We start from the raw sequence: 25,933 nt of genomic DNA on the forward strand, positions 1-25,933 counted from the left end.
TCGAAAAAGTCGCCCGCGGCCGCGTCGCCCTCGAAGCCATCAAACAAAACTGAGACACACCACTAGCCCCCAGTCGACTATTCGGAGGCGCTGTCTGCGCCCTCGGCCCCAAGCGCCTCCGCCTGGTCGATGGGCAGACATTCGCGAACCTGTTCGATTTCCTGAACCGGCCCGGACAGCGCAGCCTGTACGTCCATCATGCTGGATTCACTGATGTAATCCTGGTCCAGTAAGAGCTCCACCGACGGCTCACGTCCGAAGCTGATGAGCTGACTGTGATCCTCATGCTCGATCCACACCCAGTCCACACCAGCTGGAGAGACGCAGGGGTGCTCCGTGGGACCGATCGGCTCCACGCCGCAGCGCAGCACTACTGCCGCCGGATCACCCCAAGCGGCCGTAGCCTGCGAAGTCGTCCGACGCTGCTCGTACTCACCAACCTGCTCCGGAAGCGTCAACATCACCTCAGCGCAATCGGGATGATGGGCCTCAGGCGCTGGCTCCACCGATGATGTCGAGGCGCATCCCGTCAGCCCAAGGAGAGCCGCTGAAGCAGCGTACACCGCTGCACGCCGGTGTGTCGCGGGCTTGAGGGAAAACTTTTCAGGCACGTGTCCTATTCTGTAGGAATATTCGACAAGGTGCTATTTGCGCCCTTCGCGCTATCAGGAGAATGCCCATGACCGCTGCCGGGCCCGCCGAACAGTTCTTCATCCACGACGATGACGAGCCACCTCGTCGTGCCAAGCGTCGCGGTTCGCGGTGGATTCTGGGAGGCGCGGCCACACTGGTAATCCTGGCGCTGCTTGCGGCAGGAGTGTACTTGTTCACTCTCCAGCGGTCGTATGGGTCGAATGTGACACAGTTTGCTGAAGAGGACCCCGGTTCAGATTCGATCGGCCTGTCAGAGGAGGAACGTCCTGACGATACTGAAGCCAGGACCATTCTGCTGCTGGGCACCGATGTAGGCGGTGGGTCCGGAGAGGACGAAGATCTCCCCCGAGTTCCCGGAGGCGGCCGAAGTGACACCATGATGCTGGTCAACATTCCTGAATCAGGCGACTCCGTGCAGGTGATCTCGATCCCCCGAGATCTATGGGTCGAGATCCCGGGTGGTTACGGATGGCACAAAGTCAACGCTGGGCTTGCCCTAGGAGGCGATCAGGGCCACTGGCTCGCCAGGGCGACCGTGGAAGACCTCCTGGACGTCCGTATTGACCATGTCACCGCTGTGGACCTGCTCGGATTCGTGGGACTTGTCGAAGAGCTCGGTGGCGTCCGCGTGAATTCAGGGTACTCAGAACCCTTCACCACCTCGGAAGGCTACACCTTCACTCCGGGAGAGCAGTTTATGGACGCCGACCAGGCCCTCAGCTTTGTGCGACACCGCAGCAGCTTCCCCGATGGAGACCTGCAGCGCATTCGAAACCAACAGGCATTCATCCGCGCAGTGATCGAACAGTCTGTTTCTCCATCGAATCTGGCCAACCCGGTGCAGGCCAACAACATGGTGTCCACCTTCGCTTCGCACATGATGACCGATGCAGACCTCACGGCGACACGGGCAGGATCAATGGTCTGGGAGGCCCGGGGTGCCACAGGTGATATCCAGTTTGCCACGCTTCCCAACGGCGGCTCAGGCTGGTCGCCCGACGGTCAGTGGATCTGGAACCAGGACACTGAGGCTCAGGCTGAAATCTCTCAGGCTCTGCAGGACGGCACGCTCAGCGACTACCTTTCAGACTAAATCCTCACAATAGTGAACAATGGGGTGCTGAGGCACCAGTGTGCATCGCGAGTGTGAGGGAGTCTGCAGTGAGAGGTAAAGTCAAGGGAGCCGCAGCGGTCCACCGCTGGTTCGCCGTGGCTGAAGACGCCCTCGAAGTCCACCGCGAGCGACTGGACCGCCTCAATGTCTACCCGGTCGCTGACTCGGACACCGGCTCAAACATGCTTGCCACGATCCGGTCCAGCCGGGTCGCCGTGGAAGAGGCTGATCACGAAGACCTAGGCGCGCTGCTGGCCGCTGCGGGGGCTCAAGCGATGGGCTCAGCTCATGGGAATTCTGGGACCCTGCTTGCGGTGCTGATAAGTGGTTTCGCTGAGCCGCTGAATGGTCAGGAACGGCTCACCGTCAACGCCCTGAGTCGTGGACTCGACCGGGCGAGCCTGCGTGGATGGTCCGCGCTCACCCAACCAGTCAGCGGCACGATGCTCTCCGTTCTCGACGCTGCTCGGGATGAGGCGCGTTCCTGCGCATCGGCCGCGGTTGCCCCAGACTCGCGAGCTGCCGTTGAGGAGGCCCTTCCCAGGGTCCTGGCAGCGGCCCGCCAGGCAGTAGCTCAAACCGAACATCAGCTGCCCGAACTCGCCCGAGCCGGCGTGGTGGATTCCGGTGGGCTCGGCCTGCTGCTTGTGCTCGCGGCGCTGTCAGCCACAGTGCGCGGTGAAGCTTTGGAAGATCAGATCATGCACGGCCTCTCCGGATGGGATAACGCATTCGAGCCCAGCGAACATACGACCACCTCGAGCTCCTTGTCAGGAAATGACGCCCCAACTGGACCACTGCAGAGCGGCGTGGAGCTGATGTGCACCGCGAGGCTCAATCCCCTCAAAGCAGCGGAACTGCGGCATCGACTTGATGAGCTCGGTGAATCGGTCATCATCACGCCCATCGGGTCGGAGGCTGACCTGGATGGCAGCCTACGGTGGCGCATCCACGTCCACACAGACCAGCCGGATGCCACGCTCGAGGCAGTCCACGATGCCGGCCCACTGGAAGACAGCTCCACCAATCCATTGAACCGATGACCACGATCCTGCCTGACACCTCCGTAGACCGAGTCCTGGGAAAAGAAGCCAAGCGTCTTGCCAAGGCACTCGACATCCGGACAGTTCAGCAGCTACTGGAGCACTTTCCGCGCCGATACATTGACGCCAATGCGCTATCGGACTTCAGCGAGCTCGGTGAAGGCGAACATGTCACCTTCATGGCAGTGGTCACACGAAGCACTCAACGGTCCTTCCAGCGGCGTCGAGGATTCATCGTTGAAGTCACGGTAGAAGACAGTCATGGCAGTCCGCTGCGTATGGCCTATTTCAACGGCTACCAGGCCCGAAAAGACCTCGTAGCGGGCGTGCGGGGACTGTTCCACGGAAAAGTGACCACCTTCAACGGACAACTGACGCTGAACAACCCCGCGTACGACATCCACTCCACCCCAGAAGACGCAGCCGCTACACCAATGGCCCAGCCCGCCCTTTCCAGCGGCCCAATGGCTCTTTATCCCGCTAACCGGCACATCACCAGCTGGGAGATCAAGCGCGGCATCACGGCCCTCTTGGATGTGATCGACTTCAGCCGATGGCCTGACCCGGTCCCGCGCAGCATCGCCGAAGCGGAAACCCTGCCAGACCTTGGAGCTGCTTACCGAATGGTGCACCTGCCGTCGGTGCATGGGGAGCACAAGGACGGGCTGAAACGTTTCCGGGTTCAGGAAGCGCTCATGATGCAGGGGGTGCTCCAACGTCGGCGCCGGGAGGCGTCCCGCTCCTCAGGGACTTCCATGCCTGTAACAGAAGCTGGGCTGCTGTGCGCGTTCGATGCTCAGCTTCCTTTCGAACTGACCGACGGCCAGCAACGCAGCGGAGAACTGATCTCCCAGGATCTGACACAGTCCAGCCCCATGAATCGCCTCCTACAGGGTGAAGTGGGATCTGGGAAAACCCTGGTGGCGCTGAGAGCGATGCTCCAGGTTGCTGATGCGGGGGCCCAATCAGTGCTCGTCGCGCCGACAGAGGTGCTCGCCACTCAGCACTTCCGGTCACTGAGCAGATCCTTAGGTGCATTGGCCGAACAACCGCTGCCCGGAGATCCGCAGGACACTTCGAAACCGCGCGTGAAGCTCACGCTGCTCACCGGCTCCCAACGTCCTGCAGAACGCAAGCAGGCACTTTTGGACATCGCCTCTGGTCAAGCGGGCCTCGTCGTAGGAACCCATGCGGTCCTCGGTAAAACTGTCCAGTTCGCGCAGCTCGGACTGGTGGTGATCGACGAACAGCACAGGTTCGGCGTCGAGCAGCGCAGCGCCCTGCGAGAACGCTTCACTCCGACGCCGCACATGTTAGTCATGTCCGCCACTCCCATTCCGCGATCCGTTGCGATGACTGTCTTCGGAGACCTGGAGCTGACGGTTCTGGATGGTTTGCCGGGAGGGCGCAGCCCGATCGAGACCCATTTGGTCCCGACCATGCGCGGGCCGGCCTGGATCCAACGGGTCTGGCAGCGAGTCGCGGAACAGGTCCGCGCCGGGCATCAGGTGTATGTGGTCTGCCCGAGGATCACCACCTCCGCGCCGACCGCCCAAGAGATCGACCGTCAATTGGAGTTTCGTTTCGGCATGCTGCCCGGTCAGCAGCAGACGATGCTTGCCGCACAGTCTGAGCAGCGCTCGTCGGCAGGTACGCCCATCACTCGTGAATGGGCTGAGGCCTTCGTGTCACAGGACGCGTCCGTGGAGCTCATCGCTGAACGGCTGGCATCCAATGAGCAGCTCGCTGGTGCGCGGCTCGAAGCCTTGCATGGCCAGTTGCCCCCGGAGGCAATATCGGAGACCATGTCCCGTTTCGAGGCCGGGCAGATTGACGTTTTGGTTGCGACTACTGTGGTTGAGGTCGGCGTGGATGTTCCCAACGCCACCACCATGGTGATTCTGGACGCTGAGTCGTTCGGAATGTCCACGCTTCATCAGCTCAGGGGTCGCATCGGGCGGGGGAGTACGTCCTCCAACCTCTGCCTACTTGTCACTCGCATGCCGGAGAGTCACCCCTCCGTGGAACGCCTGCGCCAGGTCGCCCAGCACCGCGACGGGATGGAACTGGCTCGCTTAGACATGGCTCGGCGACGTGAAGGCGACGTTCTCGGCGCCAGCCAGTCTGGGAAAGTCAGCTCGCTGAAGCATCTGCGCATCATTCGTGATGAAGATCTCATCATCCGGGCCGCCGAGCACATCACCCGGCTCAGCGCGGAAGACCCGACGTGGCAAACTGCCCCAGAGCTGGCAGCGGCGGTTGAAGAGTGGGAACAGGAGCACGATGACGCCGCAGAGTACGTCAGTCAGGGATAAAGTGCAGAGACATCAGGACAGCCTCAGACGGGAAGCGAGCGAACGGTGGCACGCATTATTGCCGGTACGCACAAGGGACGCAGAATTTCGGTCGTTCCCGGAACCGGGACACGTCCTACGAGCGACCGGGTCAAAGAATCGCTGTTTTCGCGACTGGAAGGATACGACGCCTTAGAGGACGCAGTCGTCGTCGATGTGTTCGCCGGGTCAGGGGCCCTGGGTTTCGAAGCGATCAGCCGGGGGTCACGAAGTCTGGAAGTCGTGGACGTGGCTGAGTCCGCCTACCGCACACTGACCAAGAACGCCGCCCTTTTCACTCCAGCACACCCTGAGGGCACGCAGCCCACAGAGGTTATTCGCGTCCACAAAGCGCAGGCGCTTCGGTACCTGAAGTCCCGCCATGGGGATCCCATCGAACTGCTTTTCCTGGACCCGCCGTACAGCCTGGGTGAAGCTGAGTTGGCGAAGGTGCTCGAGGCGGCAGCGCCGCAGCTGCATCCCGCCGCGACGGTAGTTGTTGAACGCGATGCACAGTCCCCTGAGCCGTCCTGGCCTGCCGCACTCAGGCGATTCCATGAGAAGAGCTACGGTTCGACCCGCATATGGTTGGCAGAACCGCAATGACAGGGACGACATCCACGTAGACTTGCTGATGTGCGCATCGTCTATATCCACCAGCACTTCAATTTCCCTTGGGAACCCGGTTGGCAGCGTCCTTGGCAGTTCGCCCGCCGACTAGCCCGGGCTGGGCATGAGGTCACCGTCATCTGCGGCGGACGTGAAGCTGCCCGTCGCCGTCTCGATGGCGTCGAGGTCCGCAGACTCACCGTCCCCTATGAGAACGCGATGGCCTTCGGCCAACGGGTGCGCTCCTTCATCTCCTTCATGACGAGGGCCAGCTGGTTCGCGTCCAAGGTCAGAGCTGATGTGGTCTTCGCCTCCTCTACTCCACTGACGACCGCTGTGCCCGGCATGATTGCCTCCACAATTCGACGCGCCCCCTTCGTCTTCGAAGTCCGCGACCTCTGGCCAGAAGCTCCGGTGGCACTGGGGTTCCTCAAGAACCGCGGGGCCATTTGGGCTGCCGAGAAACTCGAGAAAGCCGCCTACCGGTCAGCCGATCATGTCATCGCCCTTTCTCCTGGAATGGAAGCCGGAGTTAAGCGCGTGTGGCCCAAAGTTGGCACCACTGTGGTGCCCAATGCCTCAGATGTGGAGAACTTCGCGCCATCCCGCCACAGTCGCAGCGCAGTCCGTGCTGAACTCGGATGGGCCGATGATGAAACCGTCCTGTTCTACGCAGGCAGTTTCGGTGTCACCTACGACGTTCCCTGGCTGATCCGGCTCGCAGGTGAACTCCACCAGCGCGGGGAGAAGTTTCGGGTGGTTGCCTACGGGGAAGGTGCTGATACCCAAAGGTGCCGTCGAGTCGCCAGCGAATTCGGTTTGAACGCACTGGAAGTGCTGCCCGGAAAAATCCCCCGCACCGAGATCGAACGGATGCTCCCGGCGGCCGATATCGCAGTCTCGACCCTCGTGGACAACCCTGCCTTAGAAATCAATTCCCTGAACAAGGTTTTCGACGCCCTGGCGGCAGCCCGGCCAGTGATCTTCAACCACGCTGGTTGGCTCCCCGAAGTGCTCGCTGAGAACAATGCTGGGTGGCAACTTTCCCGAAACCCCGCCGCAGCAGCTGACCAGCTGCGGGAAGGAATTCGTTCTGGACAGATTGACGTCTCCGCCGGCTCCCACGCGGCATTGGATCTCGCACGGCAGGAATTCGACCGAGATTTGCTCTTCGACAGATTTCTGTGTGTGGTGGAGAACGCAGCGCAACACTCACATGCCTCCAATACGACGACGCCAAGCCAGGTGGGATAATCATGCAGTCAGCAGTGTGCCCAGGATCCTTCGACCCCATGCACAACGGGCACGTCGAGATCATCGCCCGAGCCGCCAATCTCTTCGAGGAAGTGATCGTTGCGGTCTCGGCGAATATGCACAAGAGCCCCATGTTTCCCCTGGAAGAGCGGATTGCCATGGCGCAGGAGACCTTCTCCTACCTCAGGGGCGTTACAGTGAAGCCTCTGCGGCCGGGAGTTCTCCTGACGGACTTCTGCAAAGAAGTCGGTGCATCGGCTGTGATCAAAGGGCTCCGTGGAGCTCATGATCTGGCCTACGAAGCTTCAATGGCCACGATGAACCGGCACCTCACCAGCCTGGAAACTGTGTTTCTGACTGCTGATGGAAGGTATACGCATCTATCGTCCACCTTGGTTAAGGAAGTGCACTCTCTGGGTGGCGAAGTGTCAGAATTTATTCCCCGCGCCGTGCAGAAGAGGCTTAAAGTCGGAAAACATACTGGGCAATCACGGTAGGGTGACTTCATGAACACCAGTAAGCGGATTAAGAAAGCCGTCATTCCCGCCGCGGGATTAGGCACAAGATTCCTCCCTGCCACAAAGGCCATGCCGAAGGAAATGCTTCCGGTTGTCGACGAGCCTGCCATTCAGTATGTGGTGGCGGAAGCGTCGAAGGCTGGCCTTGATGACATTCTCATGATCACCGGTCAGAACAAGCGGTCCATGGAGGACCATTTCGACCGCGCACCAGTCCTTGAGGCGACACTGCGCGACAAGGGTGACACCAAGAAGCTGGAGGCTATCCAATACGCCACCAACCTGGGTGACCTCCATTACGTCCGCCAGGGTCAGGCCCTCGGCCTGGGGCACGCAGTGCTCTGCGGCAAGCAGCACGTCGGCTATGAACCGTTCGCGGTTCTACTCGGCGACGATCTCATTGATGCTCGCGATGAGCTCCTCACGACCATGATGGAGGCCCAGGAGCGTTTGGGTGGTTCGGTGATCGCCGTCATGGAGGTTCCTGAAGACGCTGTCTCCGCCTATGGCGTTATTGACGCCGGTGGTCACGATAAGGAACCTGGCGCTGATGTGGTGCCCGTGCACCGACTGGTGGAGAAACCCCCCGCTGAAGAGGCGCCAAGCAATCTGGCCATCATCGGCCGTTACATCCTTCACCCCGCTATCTTTGCTGAGCTGGAACGCACCCCTCCGGGCAAGGGCGGGGAGATTCAGTTGACGGACGCGTTGCAGGCTATGGCCGCCAAGCCCACTGAGGAAGGTGGGGGAGTGCACGCGGTGGTCTTCCGGGGGCGCCGCTATGACACCGGCGACAAGCTCAGCTATATCAAAGCAGTGGTGACGCTGGCCGCTGAGCGTGCAGACCTCGGCCCCGAGCTGAGGCCATGGCTCAAGGAGTTCGCTCAAAGCCTCTGAATCCTGTAGTGTTGTCCGCTGTGAAACATCCACAGCAGGACTATTTGCTGCACGTGGACGTCAGAGAGCTCAAAGGCCATCCTGGAGCTCAGCGCACCCTCTTCCGCACGGTGGAAGCTCCGTCAGGGCTAGGCACTGTTCTGGTCGGCATTGCCGAACAAAGTGACTTGGACCTCGACCTGAGAGTGGAATCCGTGCATGAGGGAGTTCTGCTCTCAGGAACCGCCTCCGCAGAGGTCACCGGTCAATGTGGGCGTTGCCTAGATCCCATAGGTTTCCCGCTGACCGTTGACGTGATGCAGCTCTACTCCTGGACCCCAGAGGCGAATCAGGCAGACGGTGACGACGAGGAAACTCGCGAAGTCACTGCAGACTTGACCCTCGACCTGGAGCCGGTATTGCGGGACCTCATGGTCTCGGCACTGCCGTTCCAGCCGGTGTGCCGGGCGGACTGCCCGGGATTGTGTTCTCAATGCGGATTCCGCATGGAAGATGATCTTGGACACGACCACGAGCAGCTCGACCCACGCTGGGCTAAATTAGCAAGCCTGGCAGATACACTGAATGAAGATGATGAAGACGGCGACACGTCGTCGTAGTCAACTGTTAGTCAACTGAGAGAGAAGAGGACACCGTGGCTGTTCCGAAGCGGAAGAAGTCCCGTGCCAACACCCGTCACCGTCGTTCACAGTGGAAGGCTGAAGTGCCAACCCTGGTGAAGACGGTGGAGAACGGTCGTGTCGTCTACAGCCGTCCGCACCAGGCGAAGCTGGTGACCGACTCTGCAGACACCCCGCTGTTCTTTGAGTACAAGGGCCGCAAAGTCGCCGACGCCTGACCTCACCTGTTCGCAAGGATTGAACGAGCCGGAGACACTTCAGAAGAGCCTTGGGGTACACATTGACCCCGAGGCTCTTCGTCTTGCCCTGACACACCGGTCCTACGCCTACGAAAATGATGGCCTGGCGACCAATGAGCGTCTGGAATTTCTGGGTGATGCCGTTCTGCAGCTGGTGGTCACCGACTACCTCTTCCGCACCTTCGGCGACCTCGCGGAGGGCGATCTGGCCAAACTCCGTCCCGCGCTGGTGTCCACCCGCGCCCTGGCCAGAATTGCGCGGACCCTGGACCTGGGTCCACATATCCGGCTCGGTGCTGGAGAGCTGCGCACCAAGGGTGCCGACAAAGACTCCATTCTGGCTGACACAATGGAAGCTATCATCGGCGCTGTGCACTCCGCCGAAGGCTTCGAAACGGCCAGAGCACTTGTGCTTCGCCTGGTGACACCGCTGCTCAGTGACACCGAAGCCATGACCGCAGGCAAAGACTGGAAAACCACCATTCAAGAGCTGGTTGCCGCCCGCGATATGGGCGAAATCCGCTACATCATCGAGGATTTCGGACCCGATCACCGCAAGTCATTCCGGGCCACGGTCACCATCGGGGGCACTGAGTATGCCCAAGGGACCGGGCCTTCGAAGAAGGAAGCCGAGCGCGACGCCGCCCGAGTCACCGTGGAGGAACTCACCGGAGGTCGGGGACAGGCAGATATTCTGACTCTGGTACTGGACCGATACGAGCCGGACGCAGAGTGAGAGGGAGACCGAATCGGTGAGCGATAAGCACCGTCCACGTCGCGCAAAAGGCGGCGTGATTCCACCGTCTTCGGCGCCGGTCGCATCAGCCTCAGAGCCAGCACCGAAAAGAGTGCGCAGTCGCAGATTTCGCATCATCGTCATTGCGTTGGCGGCACTCACCACCGTCCTCATGGTGGCTGGCATTGTGGCCTATGGCTACATCAACAGGTTGCAGACAGTCTTCGAGGAAGAACGCAATGTCATTGAGGAACTGGATGACCTCGACGACGACACCGCCTACCGGACCTCCGAGGGAACGGTTAACGTTCTGCTGCTCGGTTCAGACAGCCGCGGCGATGAGGAAGAGCAATACCGCCAAGAAACCGGGGAAGAGGGCGAACGCTCCGACGCCATAATGCTGGTTCACATCCCAGAGGACCGGTCCGGCATTTACGTGATGTCCATTATGCGTGACCTATGGGTGGACATTCCCGGTCAAGGACAGGGCAGGGTGAACTCAGCGCTCTCCGCAGGTGGTCTTGAACTCGCGGTAGACACCGTCGAAGACATGCTCTACACACATATCGACCACGTGGTCACCATTGACTTCGACGGTTTCGAGGACCTCACCACGGCGCTGGGCGGTGTCTACGTGGAGAACCCACGGTCCTTCTCAGCCGGACAACAGAACCCAGCCTTCTACCCAGAGGGTTCGATCCGGCTCGAGGGATCCAGCGCCTTGCGTTTCGTTCGCGAGCGCAAGTCGTTCCCCACCAGCGATCACATTCGGGTGGAGAACCAGCAGTTGGTGATGCGAGCGATCGCCTCGCGCTTCCTGTCCGGGGACACCCTGACGAACCCCCAACGGATCTTTGGTGTGTTGGAAGCGATCCTTCCCTACATGGAGATGGACTCCGCATTGGATGCTGACACCATCGTCAGCTACGCCTTGGGCATGACGAACCTCCGCGGCAGTGATATCCACACCTTCACGATGCCCGCAGGCGAGCCGCACACCACCTCCGGTGGAGCGCAGGTCATCCTTCCTGATGAGGAGATGATGGGTCTGCTCCGTGAATCCCTCGCCGATGAGAACATGGGCGAATTTATGAGGTACACAGAGTCCTTGGATCCAGATCCAGGAACTATCGCGGCGCCAGATGATGAAGAACCGCTGGGGCTGCACGTGGGACGCCAGTTGGGTCAGAGCATCAGCCGTGACGGCTAGTTCGGCCAGAATCCAGGACCCCACGCCAGAGACGACGTGGCTGCTGGTGTGTACATATCAACGCAATGATCTGCTGACCCGGCTGCTGGAGTCACTGAAGTCAGTCCAGATGCCTCCCGGAACCACTATCGACCAGCCGCACGTTATCGTCGTGGACAACTCCCCGCAGCCTACGGCGGAGCACCTGGTTCAGTCCTACTCCGGGGCCCGGTACGTTCACGAACCACGCCCCGGAATCGCGACGGCCCGGAACACTTCATTGGAAGCCGTCCCAGAGGACGCACAAGCGGTCGTGTTCCTCGACGATGATGAACAAGTCACCACAGATTGGTTCGTCTCACTGCTCAGTGCGGCCTGCGAGTCCTCCGCCGATGCGGTCGCCGGACCAGTAGTTCCCATCTTCGAGGGGGAAGAACCTGACTGGGTGAGCACCTACGGCTACGTTCGGAGGACGGACTTCCCCACCGGACCACACCCACGGCGGTTGGCAACCAATAACACGCTGGTGCTGAGCACCTGGTTCGGCCATCCCCGTCACGGTGGGAGGGGGTACCGCTTTGATGAGACCTTCAACTTCATCGGCGGCTCGGACTCTGATCTCTTTGAACGCATGATGGACGACGGCGCCCAGTTCTGGTGGTGCGCTGAGGCCGTGGTGACTGAGCATGTGCCCATCGAACGGTCAACCAAGCAGTGGCTGAGGCGTCGTGCTCTCCGGGGAGGACAGGTGAGAGTGGCCAAGAAGCGTCTACGCGCCTCGCCCTCCACCTGGGTGACCCTGGGGCTAGTTGCTGAAGGAGCCGCTCGGGCCAGCTACGGCGCCGTGCGTCGATTCAGCCACAGAGCTCGCCGACGCCCTGTGACCTACACGGATGACTACTATCTCTGTGAAGGGCTAGGGATGCTAAAGGCGGTCATGGGTCAAGGCCGCGCCGAGTACGCACGGAAGAGTTGAGCCGCCGGCCCGCCGAAATGGCCTGCCCGGCAGTCTTTTTAGCTCTGCGGCGAGCCACAGCCGTCAACGGTTTAAGACCCTCCACTGAAGGGATCGACGGGCGACGGAAGAACGCCATCACCTCTGGGTACCGCCAACGATGCTGAGCTGGATCAACATAGAGACCGGCGATTTCATGGAGAACAGCGCGGGCCTGCGCCCGCTGAGGTTTGGGCATGCGGCGCAGTCTTGGCAGATACCATGCAAAGGCCCGTTCGAACCCATGAGCCACATAGTCATCAACGAGACCCGTTGAGTGCAGCCACCGGGCCTGGGCTCGTTCGCGCACCAGGCACTTAGAGAAGTATGCAGCTGTGACAGTGTTCACCATGGAGCCAGGGGTCTCTGCGTGGTAGGCATACACTTCATCCGAAACGGCCGCGAAAGCCGAAGCCTCAGCGAAAACCTGGCGGAAAAACAATGAATCCTGTCCGGCAGCTCCGATCACCTGCTCAATTCCGGTGCGCTTCAACCAGTCGCTGCGTATCACTATGCTGCTGAGGTTGGTGGGCCTGAATTGGGCGCGGGTGAGGACCTCACCTCCGGCCTGGTAGAGACCGGTGGCAACTGGCCTGTGCGTGTAGTGGGATACGTTGTTGACGCGCTCGGTGCGGTCGGAGTAGATCCGTTGCTGCCGACCCATGGCCAATTCAGCATCCGAATGGGCATCCAATGCCTCCACCAACGGCCAAGGGCCCGAGCCGAGGAACTCATCATCCGGATCTAAGAAACCGAGGAACTCCGTGTCCGCCAAGCTCAGGCCCGTGTTGCGGGGTCGGGAGGCTGAACCCGACCCGCCTGTGGCGTGGAAGAAAGCGGTGACATTCGGATGCCCAGCGGCAAGCTCGTTCACGGCGTCAAGGGTGTCCGTGTACGTCGACCCATCGTCAACCAGCACTACATGAATCTGCTCAAAATTCGGCAGCCTAACGAGGGAAGGGAATGCCCGTGTCCTGAGATACTCACCAGTGTTGAACACTGGGACGATGATGCTGAGTCTTTGAACTGCCACCCCTTGACTGTACCGGGCGATGGCGAAAACGTAATGGAGGGGGTGACGGGAATCGAACCCGCGTGACCAGCTTGGAAGGCTGGAGCTTTGCCACTAAGCTACACCCCCGCTCCGCGTTGAGCGCTTAGTCACCTTATCAAGCACCTAGGCCGGTGCAAAACTGAGTGTTGATCAGCCTCGCTACGGCCGACCCAAGGCAGGATGGGGACCGTGAAGCGCACCCAGCCGACCCGCGTCCGGTTCCAGATTCAACCCACCGTCTCCCACTACCGTGAACCCCTGGTGCGGTGCCTTCAGGAATCGCAGCAGTTCGCCTACGACCTGGTGGGCCGGTTCAAGAACAGCGAAGCGAGTGCCGCTGACAATATTGCAGCAGCCTCGGCCGATATTCTCTCCCACGTCAAGCCGGTGAAAACCAAGTCCCTGGGCCCCCTGTGGTGGCAAAGTGGACAAGTTGCTGCCGTATGGCGGGGCGGCTATGACGCTTATGTTCTTGAAGGCAGGATCTACACTGTCTCCGCCTGGGCTGCAGGTGCGATCGGTAAGCTCCGCGGACGCCGTGTCCTGCTTTGGGGTCACGGCTGGAAACGCGCCGAATCCGGCGCCAAGCGCAGACTCAGGCTCGCGTTCTACGCCTTGGTGGACGGCCTCATGGTCTACGGGGACCGAGCACAGCAGCTCGGAGTAGAGTACGGTCTCCCGGCCGAGAAGATCCGGGTGATCTACAACAGTCTCTACTCCAGCGAACAGCTGCCAGGCGCACCGCTGCGCAGTGATACCACCAGCGAACGGCCCACGCTGATCTACTCATCCCGCCTGACCGCCCGCCACCGCCTGGACATCCTCGCTCAGGCGCTGGAGACTTGGCCTTCGGATCTGACGGCTCCACGAGTGGTTGTCATAGGGGAGGGATCTGAGCGGGAGCGTTTGGAAGGTGTCTTTGCCCAGTCCGGAGTCGACGCGACTTTTCTAGGGGCAGTGTATGACTTCGAGCAGCTCAAGAATCACTACGCTGAGGCGGATGCGGCCCTCGCCGTCGGAGGGGCGGGGCTCAACGTCATACAAGCACTCGGTTTCGGCGTGCCGGTTATCGCCGAGGCAGGAAACCGAGACTCCTCGCCTGAGATCGAAGCCGTCATCGAAGGCTGCACCGGCCAGTACTACCAAGCTGGCAGCGTCGAATCGTTGCGCAGCACCCTGGTGTCGCTGCTCGCCTCGCCGGCGGAGGCCCACCGGATGGGAGCGCACGGACTGAAACTAGTCCGGAGCCGCTACACCGCAGAGGCCCATGCGGCGGCCATTGAACAAGCGCTTCACCACTTTGTGGAGCGCTGATCACTCCCGCGGCTGAAGGATCATATTGGTCATCCGTGCTGTTGAGAGACGCCGTCCTGAGTCATCACGCATGACAATCTCATGAACCGCCAATTGTTTTCCTAAGTTAAGGGGAGTGCAGGTTCCCCAGACCAGACCGCTGGTCGCCGCCCGGTGGTGTGTGGCAGAAAGCTCAGTGCCGACCACCTGACGCACCAAACCCAGATTGGCTCGCACATGGAAGATCGAGCCAATGGACCCCAAAGTCTCTGCGATGACAAAGTGCCCACCGCCGTGGAAGAGTCCGACGTTCTGCTCATTTCCCCCCACCGGCATCGTCGCCACGATCTTCTCCGGACTCATCTCCACGAATCTAAGGCCCAATTTGGCGCCCATTGCCGACGCGCCGTGCGGCCCCATCCAATCCCAGTACTGTTCGGGCACGCCCGCAGCCGTCATCCGCGCGCGGCGTTGCTCTTCGTCAGGGATCGGTGTTGGGACGCCAGCGGTCGGAAACTCTGGACCAAATGCTTCAAAGCTCATGAACTTCAGTTTAGCCAGCATGCGGGCGGTAGGCTGTCCGTGTGAGCGACGAGGGCAACAAACTACTGGTAATCGACGGACATTCCATGGCATTCCGGGCGTTCTACGCCCTGCCTACGGAGTCGTTCCGCACATCAACGGGGCAGTACACCAATGCGGTGCACGGTTTCACAAACATGCTGCTGAAGCTGATTCGCGAGGAAGCTCCGACGCATATAGCCCTCGCCTTTGATCTCGACACACCGACGTTTCGGCATGAGTCATACGACGACTACAAGGGCGGACGCGACAAGACACCGGCAGAGTTCACCGGCCAAATTGACCTCATCAAAGAGGTTGCCGCTGCTCTCAATATCCCCGCAGTCACAGTCGAACGCTATGAAGCTGACGATATCGTCGCCACCTATGTCACCCGCGCCGAAGCGGCAGGCTGGCAGACGGTGATCGTTTCAGGTGATCGCGACGCACTTCAGCTAGTCACCGAGAACACACACTTGGACTACCCCACCAGTGGAGTCACCAAATCTGTTCGGCTTGACCCCGCTGGGGTTCAGGCCAAGTATCTGGTGCGCCCCGACCAGTACCGGGACCTGGCTGCCTTGGTAGGCGAGAGTGCCGACAACCTGCCCGGTGTGCCAAAAGTCGGACCTAAGACTGCCGCCAAATGGATCGGCGAGTACGGCTCCGCCCGCGGCATCATCGAACACGCTGACGACATCAAAGGCAAGGCCGGGGAGAACCTGCGCGCAGCGTTGGCCGATGTGGAGCGCAACCTTGAGCTGAACCGGCTGGTCACGGATCTGGAGCTTCCGGTGGCGCTGGAAGACTGCGTGCTGAGCACTCCTGACCGGGAGGCCGTTGAACCGCTGTTCGACGCTCTGCAGTTTAACCAGATCCGCGACCGTCTCTTCGACACGTTTGCCGCTCGTTTCCCCGACGCAGACCTGTCCCCAGAGCCAACCCAGAGCCTCCCTGAGGTTCGGGCCATCACCACTGCGGCCGATTTCACCACGTTCATAGCACAGCACGGCGGCGCCTCCTTGGCCCTGGCACTGTGCCTGGACCGTTCAGGTGAGTCGCTTTCCACCAAGGCGAAGCGTGATGAGGCGGCCCGGGCAGCGGAAGTTTTGGCCCTCGTCGTCGCCCCGGCAGCCGATTCCCCGGAGACACCGGTTGTGGGGCTTGCGGTGTCGTTGACCGACGCCGATGCTGAGCTGGAAGCGTCACTGGCCGCTTGGCTCGCCGACTCCGATGCCCCAAAATTGGTCCACGACGTCAAGGACGCTGGCAAGCGCTTGGCTTGGCGCGGACTAGAGCTTCGGGGCACCGTCGAAGACACGCTGCTCTCCGGATATCTGGTGCAGCCGGACCGAAGGAATTTCGCCTTCGCTGATCTCGTCACCCAGTATCTCGGGGAGTCGACTGAGCCGGCCGATTACATCGGCGGCGAGGATTTCGCCCCCCAGGGCGCCGACGGAGCCCAGCTTGACCTCTTCGATCAAGACGTCATTCCAGGCGTCACGCAAGAAGACCTAGCACGGGCGGCCGTGCATGGAATGCTCCTGCATCCGCTGTCCTTCACACTGCACGCCGAGCTCACAGGGCGGAAGGCTGACAAGCTTCTGTACGAACTGGAGCTGCCCTTGGCAGAGATTCTGCTGCAGATGGAACTCACTGGAATCGCTGTGAGCCGAGAACGACTTGAGTCCCTTGACGCCGAGTTTGAGGCTTCCATCAACGAATCCGCCCAGGCGGCCTATGCGGTGGTGGGCCATGAAGTGAATCTCGGCTCCCCTAAACAGTTGCAGGCTGTGCTGTTCGAGGAACTGGAGCTACCCACCGCGGGGGTGAAGAAGAACAAGACGGGCTACTCCACCGATGTGGAAACCCTGCAGGACCTCCTGGCCAAGACGCAGAACGACTTCTTGGTGCACCTGATGAACCATCGCGACGCGTCTAAACTTCGTCAGACGGTCACTGGGTTGATGGAGGCCGTCGGCGACGATGGGCGCATCCACACCACCTACGCCCAGACTGTGGCTGCCACAGGGCGGCTTTCCAGTCTGCACCCGAACCTGCAGAACATTCCGGTGCGCACTGAGTCCGGACGCAAGATCCGCGATGCGTTCGTTGTGGGGCAGGGCTACGACACTCTGGTCACTGCAGACTACTCACAGATCGAAATGCGAATCATGGCGCACCTCTCTGGTGACCAGGCGCTGATTGAGGCATTCCGGGCGGGAGAGGATCTGCACAACTTTGTGGGGGCCCGCGTGTTCGGCGTGGACACCGAGGAAGTCTCCGCCGAGCAGCGATCCAAGATCAAGGCGATGAGCTATGGGCTGGTCTATGGATTGAGCAGCTTCGGCTTATCCAAGCAGTTGGGTATCGGGGTCGATGAGGCCCGCGAACTCATGAATGAATACTTCGAACGCTTCGGCGCCGTCCGTGACTATCTGCACGATGTAGTTGCCCAGGCAAAGAAAGACGGATTCACCTCGACCCTCTATGGGCGTCGTCGCTATTTACCGGATTTGACCAGCGACAACCGGCAACTGCGGCAGATGGCAGAGCGGGCTGCGCTCAACGCGCCCATCCAGGGATCGGCGGCTGACATTATCAAACGCGCGATGATCGATGTCGAGGCCGGCCTGGCGGAGGCGAATCTCACCTCCCGGGTCCTGCTGCAGGTTCACGACGAACTCGTCCTGGAAGTCGCCCAGGGGGAGCGGGATCAGGTCGAAGCCCTCCTGATTGAAAGGATGGGGGCGGCTGCCGATCTTGATGTGCCACTGGATGTTCATGTGGGCGTGGGGGACTCCTGGCACAGTGCAGCGCACTAATCCGGTGCACCGCACAGCTCACACCAGACAACCCGCATGTGCAGTACCGCACCTAAACCCCAAGCGATAGGCTTGGGCGGTGACTTCAGAGTTTGCGCCCCAGATTCCCGCTGTCTCTTCGCTGGCCGAAGGATTGTCCAGCAGGACTTTCGAACCCGGAACTGACGAAGGCGGCAAGCCGGACGCAAGTACTGCTGCCTTTATTCGGACCGTCGAGTACGGGTTCTACGAACCCTGGTACAGCGATGAGCAGTTAGAACGGCTCCATCCAGTGTTCAACGAAGACGCCCAGGAACTGACAGGCGTTTACGTAGACCGAGGTTTCGCTGCGCTGGAGCCCTGGGGTGGGGCCCTGGAGACGGTCGGATTCGATCCGGATCATCCGGTGGGCACATTTGTTGACTATGACAAGACCATCAATGCCGGGGGAGCAGAGCCTCTGCCAGCCCGTCTGATTACCGGGGTGACGGTCAACCCGAGCTTCCGGCGCCGAGGCATTCTGAAGCACATGATGACCAACCGACTCGCCAGCGCCGTCGAGGACGGCATGGCCCTGGCTGCCCTGACGGTATCCGAGGGCGGAATCTACGGCAGGTTCGGATTCGGGGCCGCGACCAGGCTCCGGGGTCTGCAGATCAACGCCTCCGCCGCAGGGGATGGTTTCGCGTTGACCACGCCCCCGGTCGGGAAGGCACTCACCGTAGACCCCTCCAAAACCAAGGATGTCCTCAAAGACGTCTTCGCCCAGTTCCATGCGAATACCCGTGGGTCGGTAGGCCGGCAGTCCACGTACTGGGAAACTGGCACTGCCCGGTGGGACCCCGAGAACATCACCAGCTGGGATCGCAAAGCACGGGCTGCCGTGCATGTCCGCGACGACGGAAGTATCGGCGGCTATGTGGTCTTCACCTACGCAGGCTGGGACTCCGAGCCCTCCACTATGCGCATCCGCGATCTGATCGCCGTTGACGCCACCAGCCGGATCGAACTGCTGCGGCACTTGGCAGGTATGGACCTTGTGGACCGCATCGTGACACCCAACGGCTCACCAGTGTCCGATCCGCTACAGCACGCCCTGGTCAACCCCCGGGCGGTGAAAACCACGAGCCTCGGTGACGTTCTCTGGATTCGTGTGCTCAACCCGGTGGCGGCACTGGAAGCACGCGCGTGGAACGCTGATGGTGAGTTCAGCCTGACCATCAGCGACTCACTGGGGATCGCTGATGGAGTCTTCACAGTCTCCATCTCCGGTGGCGTCGCTCAGGTCACCAGCACAGAGAGCGCGACCGCTCCACAACATTTCTGGCTGGATGTTGCGGCACTGGGGTCGCTCTACCTCGGTGACGTCTCCGTGCTGACCCTGCGTGATGCCGGCCGGATCACCGCGGAGGATGAGGCCGACTGGGCTGCATTCTCTTCCACTGTGGATCTTCCGACTGCTCCGCACTGTGCCACGCACTTCTAGGTGCGTCTGCCTACGGCGTTGACCAGGCGAGGAGGCGTCGGGCGTCATACAAGACGCGCGGTTGTGCCAGGTTGTTGCGGGAGTATAGACTAAACGGGCGCGTTCTGCGCACAGAGTCGTGTCTGACTTCTGACAGATCCCGCTCGAGAATCATACGAGTTTTGTATGGCTCCGAGCGCCCTGCAATTGTCCGCCGATCAGTGCCAGATAAGAACAGTGCACTGACCCAATCACACAATCCCCATAGGAACACCTACTACATGACCACCACTGCAACCGCCCCCGGTGCCCCCCAGGTCGCCATCAACGACATCGGAACTGAAGAAGAGTTCCTGGCTGCCGTCGATGCGACGATGAAGTACTTCGACGACGGAGACTTGGTAGAAGGCACAATCGTCAAGGTCGACCGTGACGAGGTCCTGCTGGACATCGGGTACAAGACTGAAGGCGTCATTCCTTCCCGCGAACTGTCGATCAAGCATGATGTGAACCCCGACCAGGTCGTGGCCGTCGGCGATCAGATCGAAGCTCTCGTGCTCCAGAAGGAGGACAAGGAAGGCCGTCTGGTTCTCTCCAAGAAGCGTGCTCAGTACGAGCGTGCTTGGGGCGACATTGAGCGCATCAAGGACGAGGACGGCGTTGTCACCGGCACAGTCATTGAGGTGGTCAAGGGTGGTCTGATTCTGGATATCGGTCTGCGCGGCTTCCTCCCGGCCTCCCTGGTGGAGATGCGCCGTGTCCGCGACCTGGCCCCTTATATCGGCCAGGAGCTTGAGGCGAAGATCATCGAGCTGGACAAGAACCGCAACAACGTGGTCCTGTCCCGCCGTGCATGGCTGGAGCAGACTCAGTCCGAGGTGCGCTCCACCTTCCTGAACAAGCTCGAGCGCGGTCAGGTGCGCACCGGCGTCGTTTCCTCCATCGTCAACTTCGGCGCATTCGTCGATCTGGGCGGTGTGGACGGGCTGGTCCACGTTTCCGAGCTCTCCTGGAAGCACATCGATCACCCGCAGGAAGTCGTCTCAGTCGGCGACGAGGTCACTGTAGAGGTTCTCGAGGTGGATATGGACCGCGAGCGTGTCTCACTTTCCTTGAAGGCCACCCAGGAAGACCCATGGCAGACCTTCGCTCGCACCCACGCTCTGGGCCAGATTGTCCCAGGCAAGGTCACCAAGCTGGTGCCCTTCGGTGCGTTCGTCCGCGTCGAAGACGGCATCGAAGGCTTGGTGCACATCTCCGAGCTGGCCGTGCGCCACGTGGATCTGGCCGAGCAGGTTGTCTCCGTCAACGATGATGTCTTCGTCAAGGTTATTGACATTGACCTCGAGCGCCGTCGGATCAGCCTGTCGCTGAAGCAGGCCAATGAGGGCGTGGAGCCAGAAGCCGAAGACTTCGATCCCGCTCTCTACGGTATGGACGCAGAGTACGACGACGAGGGCAACTACAAGTACCCCGAGGGCTTCGACCCAGAGACCAACGAGTGGATGGAAGGCTACGAAGAGCAGCGCGCCGCGTGGGAAGCTCAGTACGCCATCGCTCAGGAACGCTGGGAGAGCCACAAGGACCAGGTGCGCAAGGCCATCGAGGCCGACGCCGAGGCAGCAGCCGAGGCCTCGATGTCCTCGACATCGTCGAGCAGCCCACGGAAGTCCCCCGAGCCGGCTCCGTCGAACTACTCCTCGGCACAGCCTGAAACTGAAGATGCCGGAACTCTGGCATCCGATGAGGCTCTCGCAGCTCTGCGGGAGAAGCTCACCGGAAAGTAGTCAATAGCTGAACGCTAGCTGAACAAAGGCCGCTCAATCCCTCGGGATCGAGCGGCCTTTGTTGCGTTTAGGAGCAAATCCTGCTTACGGTAGGGCACCGTCCAGGGCCTACTCAGGCCTGTGCTCAACGTGAGAGGAACACATGCTCGAGAAGGTCCACGACCTGTTTAGGCTCCGGACAAGTCCCGTTATATTCTTCATTTCGGCGGCCATCATCACGGTTTTCGTGATTGTCACGCTCGCTATCCCCGAGGAAATGGGGAACTTCTGGGGTACCGGTTCCGGCTGGCTCTATGAGAATCTCGGCTGGTTCTACGTCTCCGGCGTCACAATTTTCCTGATCTTCCTGCTCTGGATGGCTGTCGGGCGCTTCGGTCTCATGCGTCTGGGAGACGACCACGAGCGTCCCGAACACAGCGATATCTCTTGGTTCGGCATGCTCTTCGCCGCAGGTATCGGCACGATCCTCATGTTCTGGGCCGTCGCCGAACCTGCATACCACTTCGACACTCCACCGCGAGGGGAGCAGCTCGGCATTGAAGGGGGCACCGAAGAAGCAGCGCGTGAGGCAATGGGCTTCACCCTGTACCACTTCGGACTGCACACCTGGACCATCTTCACGTTGCCGGGGCTTGCATTCGCCTACTTCATTTACAAGCGCAAACTGCCACCGCGTGTGTCCTCGCTCTTCCAGCCGCTTCTCGGGGAACGCATTCACGGCCCTATCGGTAAAGCCATTGACGTCTTCGCCATTGTCGGGACCATCTTCGGCGTGGCCGTGTCCATCGGCCTTGGAACACTTCAGATTCACGCCGGTTTGGCCCAGCTAGTAGGGCTGCCGGATGTCTGGTGGGCGTTCATCGTCATCATCGCCGTGGTCACGCTAGTGGCCACCGTGTCCTCCGTTCTGGGTGTTGAGAAAGGCATTAAGCGGCTGTCCAACTTCAATATCTGGACAGCCATTCTGCTGCTTGGCTTCATTCTGGTGACAGGTCCCACTGTGTATCTGCTTCGGGGCATGTTCGAATGGACCGGCGTTTACCTCGGAATGCTGCCCGAGGTTGCCTGGTGGAATGACACGATGTCGGACACAGGTTGGCAGGAGACCTGGACCATCTTCTACTGGGCGTGGACCATCGCCTGGGCGCCGTTCGTCGGCATCTTCATCGCCCGAATCTCGCGGGGCCGCACCGTCCGCCAGTTCGTCACTGGAGTGCTGGGACTGCCCACACTGTTCACCATCATTTGGTTCGGCGTGTGGGGCACAGGAGTATTCGATATTGAGCTCAATGGTGAAGGAGGGCTTGTTGACTCCGTCGTAGAGGACGGCGTCGAAACAGCTCTGTTCAGTTTCCTCGCAGAGTTCCCGCTGGCCACCCTCACCTCGGCGATCGCCATCATGCTCGTAGGTATCTTCTTCATCACCTCTATGGACTCCTGTTCTCTGGTGCTGGACGATATGTGCAACGGCTTCGAGGGCAAGGCTCCGCTGCACCAGCGGGCGTTCTGGACCATCGCCATCGGCACGATTGCCGCGATTCTGCTCACTGCTACAGGTGAGGGAGGACTGGAGGCGCTGCAGAACGTCGCGCTTGTCTTCGGTTTGCCGTTCTTCATCCTCGGGTACTTCATCATGTTCAACCTCTCCCGAGCGATGCGTGAGGACGCCGGCGAAATCAAGCATCTGCGCACGCGCCGCTGGCTGCAGACCCTGCCGCCTGAGGAGTTCGAGCGCCGCATGGAGGAAAACGACGACAGTCTGGCGCATTCGGTGGTCGCACCTGACTATGCAGAGGGCACTCAGCCGGAGACTGCGCCCGAAGTGGAACATGCTGAGCAGCCCCCGGTCGTCACCGAGTACCGGATCCGGACCGGAGAGAACCCGGTCGTGGACCCCGCCGCGCCTGACGCCGGCGATGTCCCGCCCGGCCGCTGACCTGGCACTCACATAGTGATCCCGTCCTGCCAGAGTCATGGCGGGACGGGATCACGCTTTACAGTGGAGCCATGTCCAGAATTCTTCATGTAGGGCTCACTGGCGGAATCGCCTCCGGAAAATCCGCAGTCTCCCAGCGTCTCGCCGAGCATGGTGCCATCATCATTGATGCAGACCAGCTCGCGCGAGAAGTCGTCGAGGTCGGAACGGAAGGCCTGGCCGAGGTTATCGCTGAATTCGGGCAAGATGTTGTCGGTGAGGACAGCTCCCTTGATCGAACCGCCCTGGGTAACGTAATTTTCGACGACGACGACGCCCGAGGTCGGCTCAACGCGATCATTCACCCAAGGGTCCGCGAAGCTGCAGCTCGGCTTCGAGACGCCGCCCCAGAGGGGTCAGTGGTGGTTGAGGATATTCCTCTCTTGGTGGAGACCGGCCAGCAGGACCGGTTCGACGTCCTGGTCGTCGTAGAGGCTCCTGAGGAGGAGCGGCTCCGCAGAATGGGGGAGGAGCGCGGGATGGACCGCAGCGAAGCCGAGTCACGGATGAGTGCGCAGACTACGGACCGTGAGCGAGCAGCCGCTGCGGACGTGGTGTTGGACAACTCAGGAACGCTGGAGGAACTCCACGCGCAGACCGATCGGCTCTGGACTGAGCTTCGAACACAGATTCGATGAAGAAGGCGTAGACTACTGCTCATGAGTCTTGCCCCCAAGATCTCCCGGACCGTTGCTCCCTTCTCCGTCGAAAGTCCCTACCAGCCCTCAGGCGACCAGCCACAAGCCATTGAGGAACTCGCTGAGCGGGTTGAAGGTGGTGAAAAGGACGTTGTCCTGATGGGTGCTACAGGGACCGGCAAGTCCGCGACTGCCGCCTGGCTGATCGAGAGGCTGCAGCGCCCCACTCTCATCATGGTGCAGAACAAGACCCTTGCTGCACAATTGGCCAATGAGTTCCGGGAGCTGCTGCCGAACAACGCCGTGGAGTATTTCGTCTCGTACTACGACTACTACCAGCCTGAGGCGTACGTTCCGCAGACGGACACGTTCATCGAGAAGGACAGCTCGGTCAACGAAGAAGTTGAGCGCCTCCGGCACTCAGCGACCAATGCGCTCCTGACCAGGCGGGACACGGTCGTGGTTGCCACAGTCTCCTGCATATACGGCCTCGGAACGCCTGAAGAGTACATCGCGCAGATGGTGTCCCTGCGGCGGGGCGAGACCATCGATCGGGACGAGCTGCTCCGCCGCTTCGTCGCTATGCAGTACGTGCGCAATGACACCGACTTCCACCGCGGAACTTTCCGGGTTCGCGGCGACACGGTGGAGATCATCCCCATGTATGAGGAGCTCGCGGTCCGCATCGAACTCTTCGGAGATGAGATTGAGTCCATCCAGACGCTGCACCCTCTGACCGGGACACTGGTCCGCGATGAGGAAGAGATGTACATCTTCCCCGCCAGCCACTACGTGGCAGGCGAGGACCGAATGGCCAGAGCCATTGCCGCTATCGAGGACGAGCTGCGCGAACGTTTGCAGGAGCTGGAGTCCCAGAACAAGCTGTTGGAGGCTCAACGGCTTCGCATGCGCACCACCTACGACCTCGAGATGATGCAGCAGATGGGCTTCTGCAACGGCATCGAGAACTACTCCCGGCATATTGACGGACGTGAGACCGGGTCCGCACCGCACTGCCTCCTGGACTACTTCCCTGATGACTTCATGCTGATCGTCGACGAATCCCATGTGACGATCCCGCAGATCGGCGGCATGTACGAAGGGGACATGTCACGCAAGAGAACGCTGGTGGAACATGGTTTCCGCCTGCCCTCCGCCATGGATAACCGGCCCTTGAAATGGGACGAATTCCTGGACCGTATTGGCCAGACGGTGTACCTCTCAGCCACACCCGGCAAGTACGAGATGGGTCAATCCGATGGTGTTGTTGAGCAGATCATTCGCCCCACCGGACTCGTCGACCCCAAGATCGAGGTCAAACCGACGCAGGGTCAGATCGACGACCTGCTTGGAGAGATCCGGTCGCGCACTCAGCGCAGTGAGCGGACTCTCGTCACCACCTTGACGAAGCGCATGGCAGAGGACCTCACCGAGTATCTACTTGAGCACGGAGTGAAGGTTGAATACCTGCACTCTGATGTGGACACGCTCAAGCGCATCGAGATCCTTCGAGAGCTGCGAAAAGGCACTTTCGATGTAGTGGTCGGGATCAACCTGCTCCGCGAAGGCCTGGACCTGCCTGAGGTCTCCCTCGTGGCTATCCTGGACGCTGACAAGGAAGGGTTCCTTCGATCCACCACGAGCCTCATCCAAACCATCGGGCGTGCCGCTCGTAATTTGCACGGCGAGGTCCACATGTACGCCGACCGGATCACTGACTCCATGCGCCGGGCCATTGATGAGACGGAACGTCGACGCGACCGCCAGATCGCGCACAACCTCGAGCACGGGATTGATCCAACGCCGCTGGTCAAGAAGATTGCGGACATCACCGATCAGCTCGCCAGAGAAGATGACGACACCGCCGATCTGCTCCAAGGTATGGGAGGACTGGCCACCGGTTTCCAATACGGAAAAGGTCACCGCGGTTTCACCGGTTTCCACAAGGACGACGACGCCGAGGGCGAGCAGAGCGGAAAGACTGCAGGTTTTGCCGCGCAGACACCAGCCAAAGACACCGCTGACCTCATCGCTCAGCTCACGGAGCAGATGCACCGAGCTGCGGAGAACCTCAACTTCGAGCTCGCTGCACGGCTTCGTGACGAGTTGGGTGATCTCAAGCGCGAACTGCGAGCCATCCAAGCTGCCGAATAGCG

Annotated in this window: 22 protein-coding genes and 1 tRNA gene; 19 read left to right on the forward strand and 4 right to left on the reverse strand. The window is 60.7% G+C overall.

Annotated features, from left to right (window positions below; all coding sequences use genetic code 11):
* Nucleotides 1-77: 77 nt before the first annotated feature.
* Nucleotides 78-611 carry a DUF3515 family protein gene (locus FEF26_RS03600; protein ID WP_243730394.1) on the reverse strand — a complete coding sequence of 178 codons (534 nt, stop codon included), beginning with the start codon at nucleotides 609-611 and terminating at the stop codon, nucleotides 78-80.
* Nucleotides 612-679: 68 nt separating this feature from the next.
* On the opposite strand from FEF26_RS03600, the gene FEF26_RS03605 reads away from it, so the two are divergent.
* The 12 genes from FEF26_RS03605 to FEF26_RS03660 all read left to right on the forward strand — a co-directional run bounded on the left by FEF26_RS03605 (nucleotide 680) and on the right by FEF26_RS03660 (nucleotide 12,182).
* The gene (locus FEF26_RS03605) at nucleotides 680-1,747 is read left to right on the forward strand and encodes an LCP family protein (protein WP_166432902.1); all 1,068 of its coding nucleotides are present in this window, start codon (nucleotides 680-682) and stop codon (nucleotides 1,745-1,747) included.
* A gap of 68 nt (nucleotides 1,748-1,815) precedes the next feature.
* Nucleotides 1,816-2,811 carry a DAK2 domain-containing protein gene (locus FEF26_RS03610; RefSeq protein ID WP_138252184.1) on the forward strand — a complete coding sequence of 332 codons (996 nt, stop codon included), beginning with the start codon at nucleotides 1,816-1,818 and terminating at the stop codon, nucleotides 2,809-2,811.
* The gene (locus FEF26_RS03615) at nucleotides 2,808-5,126 is read left to right on the forward strand and encodes an ATP-dependent DNA helicase RecG (RefSeq protein WP_138252185.1); all 2,319 of its coding nucleotides are present in this window, start codon (nucleotides 2,808-2,810) and stop codon (nucleotides 5,124-5,126) included. The genes FEF26_RS03610 and FEF26_RS03615 overlap by 4 nt, the downstream gene beginning before the upstream one ends.
* A gap of 45 nt (nucleotides 5,127-5,171) precedes the next feature.
* A complete protein-coding gene (rsmD, locus tag FEF26_RS03620) occupies nucleotides 5,172-5,750 on the forward strand; it encodes a 16S rRNA (guanine(966)-N(2))-methyltransferase RsmD (protein WP_138252186.1) in 579 nt (192 codons plus the stop codon).
* 30 nt (nucleotides 5,751-5,780) lie between these two features.
* Entirely contained in the window at nucleotides 5,781-7,007 is a 1,227-nt protein-coding gene (locus FEF26_RS03625) for a glycosyltransferase family 4 protein (protein WP_138252187.1), read from the forward strand.
* A gap of 2 nt (nucleotides 7,008-7,009) precedes the next feature.
* Nucleotides 7,010-7,504 (forward strand): pantetheine-phosphate adenylyltransferase, encoded by a 495-nt coding sequence (coaD, locus tag FEF26_RS03630; RefSeq protein ID WP_138252188.1) that lies wholly within the window; start codon nucleotides 7,010-7,012, stop codon nucleotides 7,502-7,504.
* Between the two features lie 9 nt (nucleotides 7,505-7,513).
* Nucleotides 7,514-8,422 carry a UTP--glucose-1-phosphate uridylyltransferase GalU gene (gene galU / locus FEF26_RS03635; protein WP_138252189.1) on the forward strand — a complete coding sequence of 303 codons (909 nt, stop codon included), beginning with the start codon at nucleotides 7,514-7,516 and terminating at the stop codon, nucleotides 8,420-8,422.
* A gap of 20 nt (nucleotides 8,423-8,442) precedes the next feature.
* Nucleotides 8,443-9,021 carry a YceD family protein gene (locus FEF26_RS03640; RefSeq protein ID WP_341805136.1) on the forward strand — a complete coding sequence of 193 codons (579 nt, stop codon included), beginning with the start codon at nucleotides 8,443-8,445 and terminating at the stop codon, nucleotides 9,019-9,021.
* A 35-nt stretch (nucleotides 9,022-9,056) separates the two neighbouring features.
* A complete protein-coding gene (gene rpmF / locus FEF26_RS03645) occupies nucleotides 9,057-9,260 on the forward strand; it encodes a 50S ribosomal protein L32 (RefSeq protein ID WP_138252190.1) in 204 nt (67 codons plus the stop codon).
* Between the two features lie 19 nt (nucleotides 9,261-9,279).
* Nucleotides 9,280-10,017, forward strand: coding sequence for a ribonuclease III (gene rnc, locus FEF26_RS03650; protein WP_138252191.1), 738 nt, complete (start codon nucleotides 9,280-9,282; stop codon nucleotides 10,015-10,017).
* A 16-nt stretch (nucleotides 10,018-10,033) separates the two neighbouring features.
* Nucleotides 10,034-11,227: an LCP family protein gene (locus FEF26_RS03655; protein WP_138252192.1), complete on the forward strand. Its 1,194-nt coding sequence runs from the start codon at nucleotides 10,034-10,036 to the stop codon at nucleotides 11,225-11,227.
* A complete protein-coding gene (locus FEF26_RS03660) occupies nucleotides 11,217-12,182 on the forward strand; it encodes a glycosyltransferase family 2 protein (protein ID WP_166432903.1) in 966 nt (321 codons plus the stop codon). The genes FEF26_RS03655 and FEF26_RS03660 overlap by 11 nt, the downstream gene beginning before the upstream one ends.
* Here FEF26_RS03660 and FEF26_RS03665 read toward each other — a convergent pair.
* On the reverse strand, nucleotides 12,142-13,233 hold the full coding sequence (locus tag FEF26_RS03665) for a glycosyltransferase family 2 protein (RefSeq protein WP_166432904.1): 1,092 nt from the start codon (nucleotides 13,231-13,233) through the stop codon (nucleotides 12,142-12,144). The genes FEF26_RS03660 and FEF26_RS03665 overlap by 41 nt on opposite strands.
* 34 nt (nucleotides 13,234-13,267) lie before the next feature.
* Nucleotides 13,268-13,341: transfer RNA gene (locus tag FEF26_RS03670), tRNA-Gly, on the reverse strand.
* 102 nt (nucleotides 13,342-13,443) lie between these two features.
* Here FEF26_RS03670 and FEF26_RS03675 point away from each other — a divergent pair.
* On the forward strand, nucleotides 13,444-14,568 hold the full coding sequence (locus FEF26_RS03675; RefSeq protein WP_166432905.1) for a glycosyltransferase family 4 protein: 1,125 nt from the start codon (nucleotides 13,444-13,446) through the stop codon (nucleotides 14,566-14,568).
* Here the strand turns inward: FEF26_RS03675 and FEF26_RS03680 are convergent, their stop codons facing one another.
* Nucleotides 14,569-15,090, reverse strand: coding sequence for a hotdog fold thioesterase (locus FEF26_RS03680; protein WP_138252196.1), 522 nt, complete (start codon nucleotides 15,088-15,090; stop codon nucleotides 14,569-14,571). It lies immediately after the preceding gene.
* Between the two features lie 86 nt (nucleotides 15,091-15,176).
* Here FEF26_RS03680 and polA point away from each other — a divergent pair, with 86 nt between their 5' ends.
* The 6 genes from polA (at nucleotide 15,177) to uvrB (ending at nucleotide 25,931) form a co-directional block, all read left to right on the forward strand.
* Complete coding sequence (polA, locus tag FEF26_RS03685; protein WP_138252260.1) at nucleotides 15,177-17,933, forward strand: DNA polymerase I; 2,757 nt, start codon at nucleotides 15,177-15,179, stop codon at nucleotides 17,931-17,933.
* Nucleotides 17,934-18,012: 79 nt separating this feature from the next.
* Entirely contained in the window at nucleotides 18,013-19,398 is a 1,386-nt protein-coding gene (locus FEF26_RS03690; protein WP_138252197.1) for a GNAT family N-acetyltransferase, read from the forward strand.
* A gap of 260 nt (nucleotides 19,399-19,658) precedes the next feature.
* Nucleotides 19,659-21,164, forward strand: a complete 1,506-nt coding sequence (rpsA, locus tag FEF26_RS03695; RefSeq protein ID WP_138252198.1) for a 30S ribosomal protein S1 — start codon at nucleotides 19,659-19,661, stop codon at nucleotides 21,162-21,164.
* 142 nt (nucleotides 21,165-21,306) lie between these two features.
* Complete coding sequence (locus FEF26_RS03700; RefSeq protein ID WP_138252199.1) at nucleotides 21,307-23,100, forward strand: BCCT family transporter; 1,794 nt, start codon at nucleotides 21,307-21,309, stop codon at nucleotides 23,098-23,100.
* A 71-nt stretch (nucleotides 23,101-23,171) separates the two neighbouring features.
* Nucleotides 23,172-23,777, forward strand: a complete 606-nt coding sequence (gene coaE / locus FEF26_RS03705) for a dephospho-CoA kinase (protein WP_138252200.1) — start codon at nucleotides 23,172-23,174, stop codon at nucleotides 23,775-23,777.
* Between the two features lie 21 nt (nucleotides 23,778-23,798).
* The gene (gene uvrB / locus FEF26_RS03710) at nucleotides 23,799-25,931 is read left to right on the forward strand and encodes an excinuclease ABC subunit UvrB (protein WP_138252201.1); all 2,133 of its coding nucleotides are present in this window, start codon (nucleotides 23,799-23,801) and stop codon (nucleotides 25,929-25,931) included.
* Nucleotides 25,932-25,933 lie beyond the last annotated feature (2 nt).

The sequence above is a fragment of the Nesterenkonia salmonea genome, assembly GCF_005771525.1.
Lineage (GTDB): Bacteria > Actinomycetota > Actinomycetes > Actinomycetales > Micrococcaceae > Nesterenkonia > Nesterenkonia salmonea.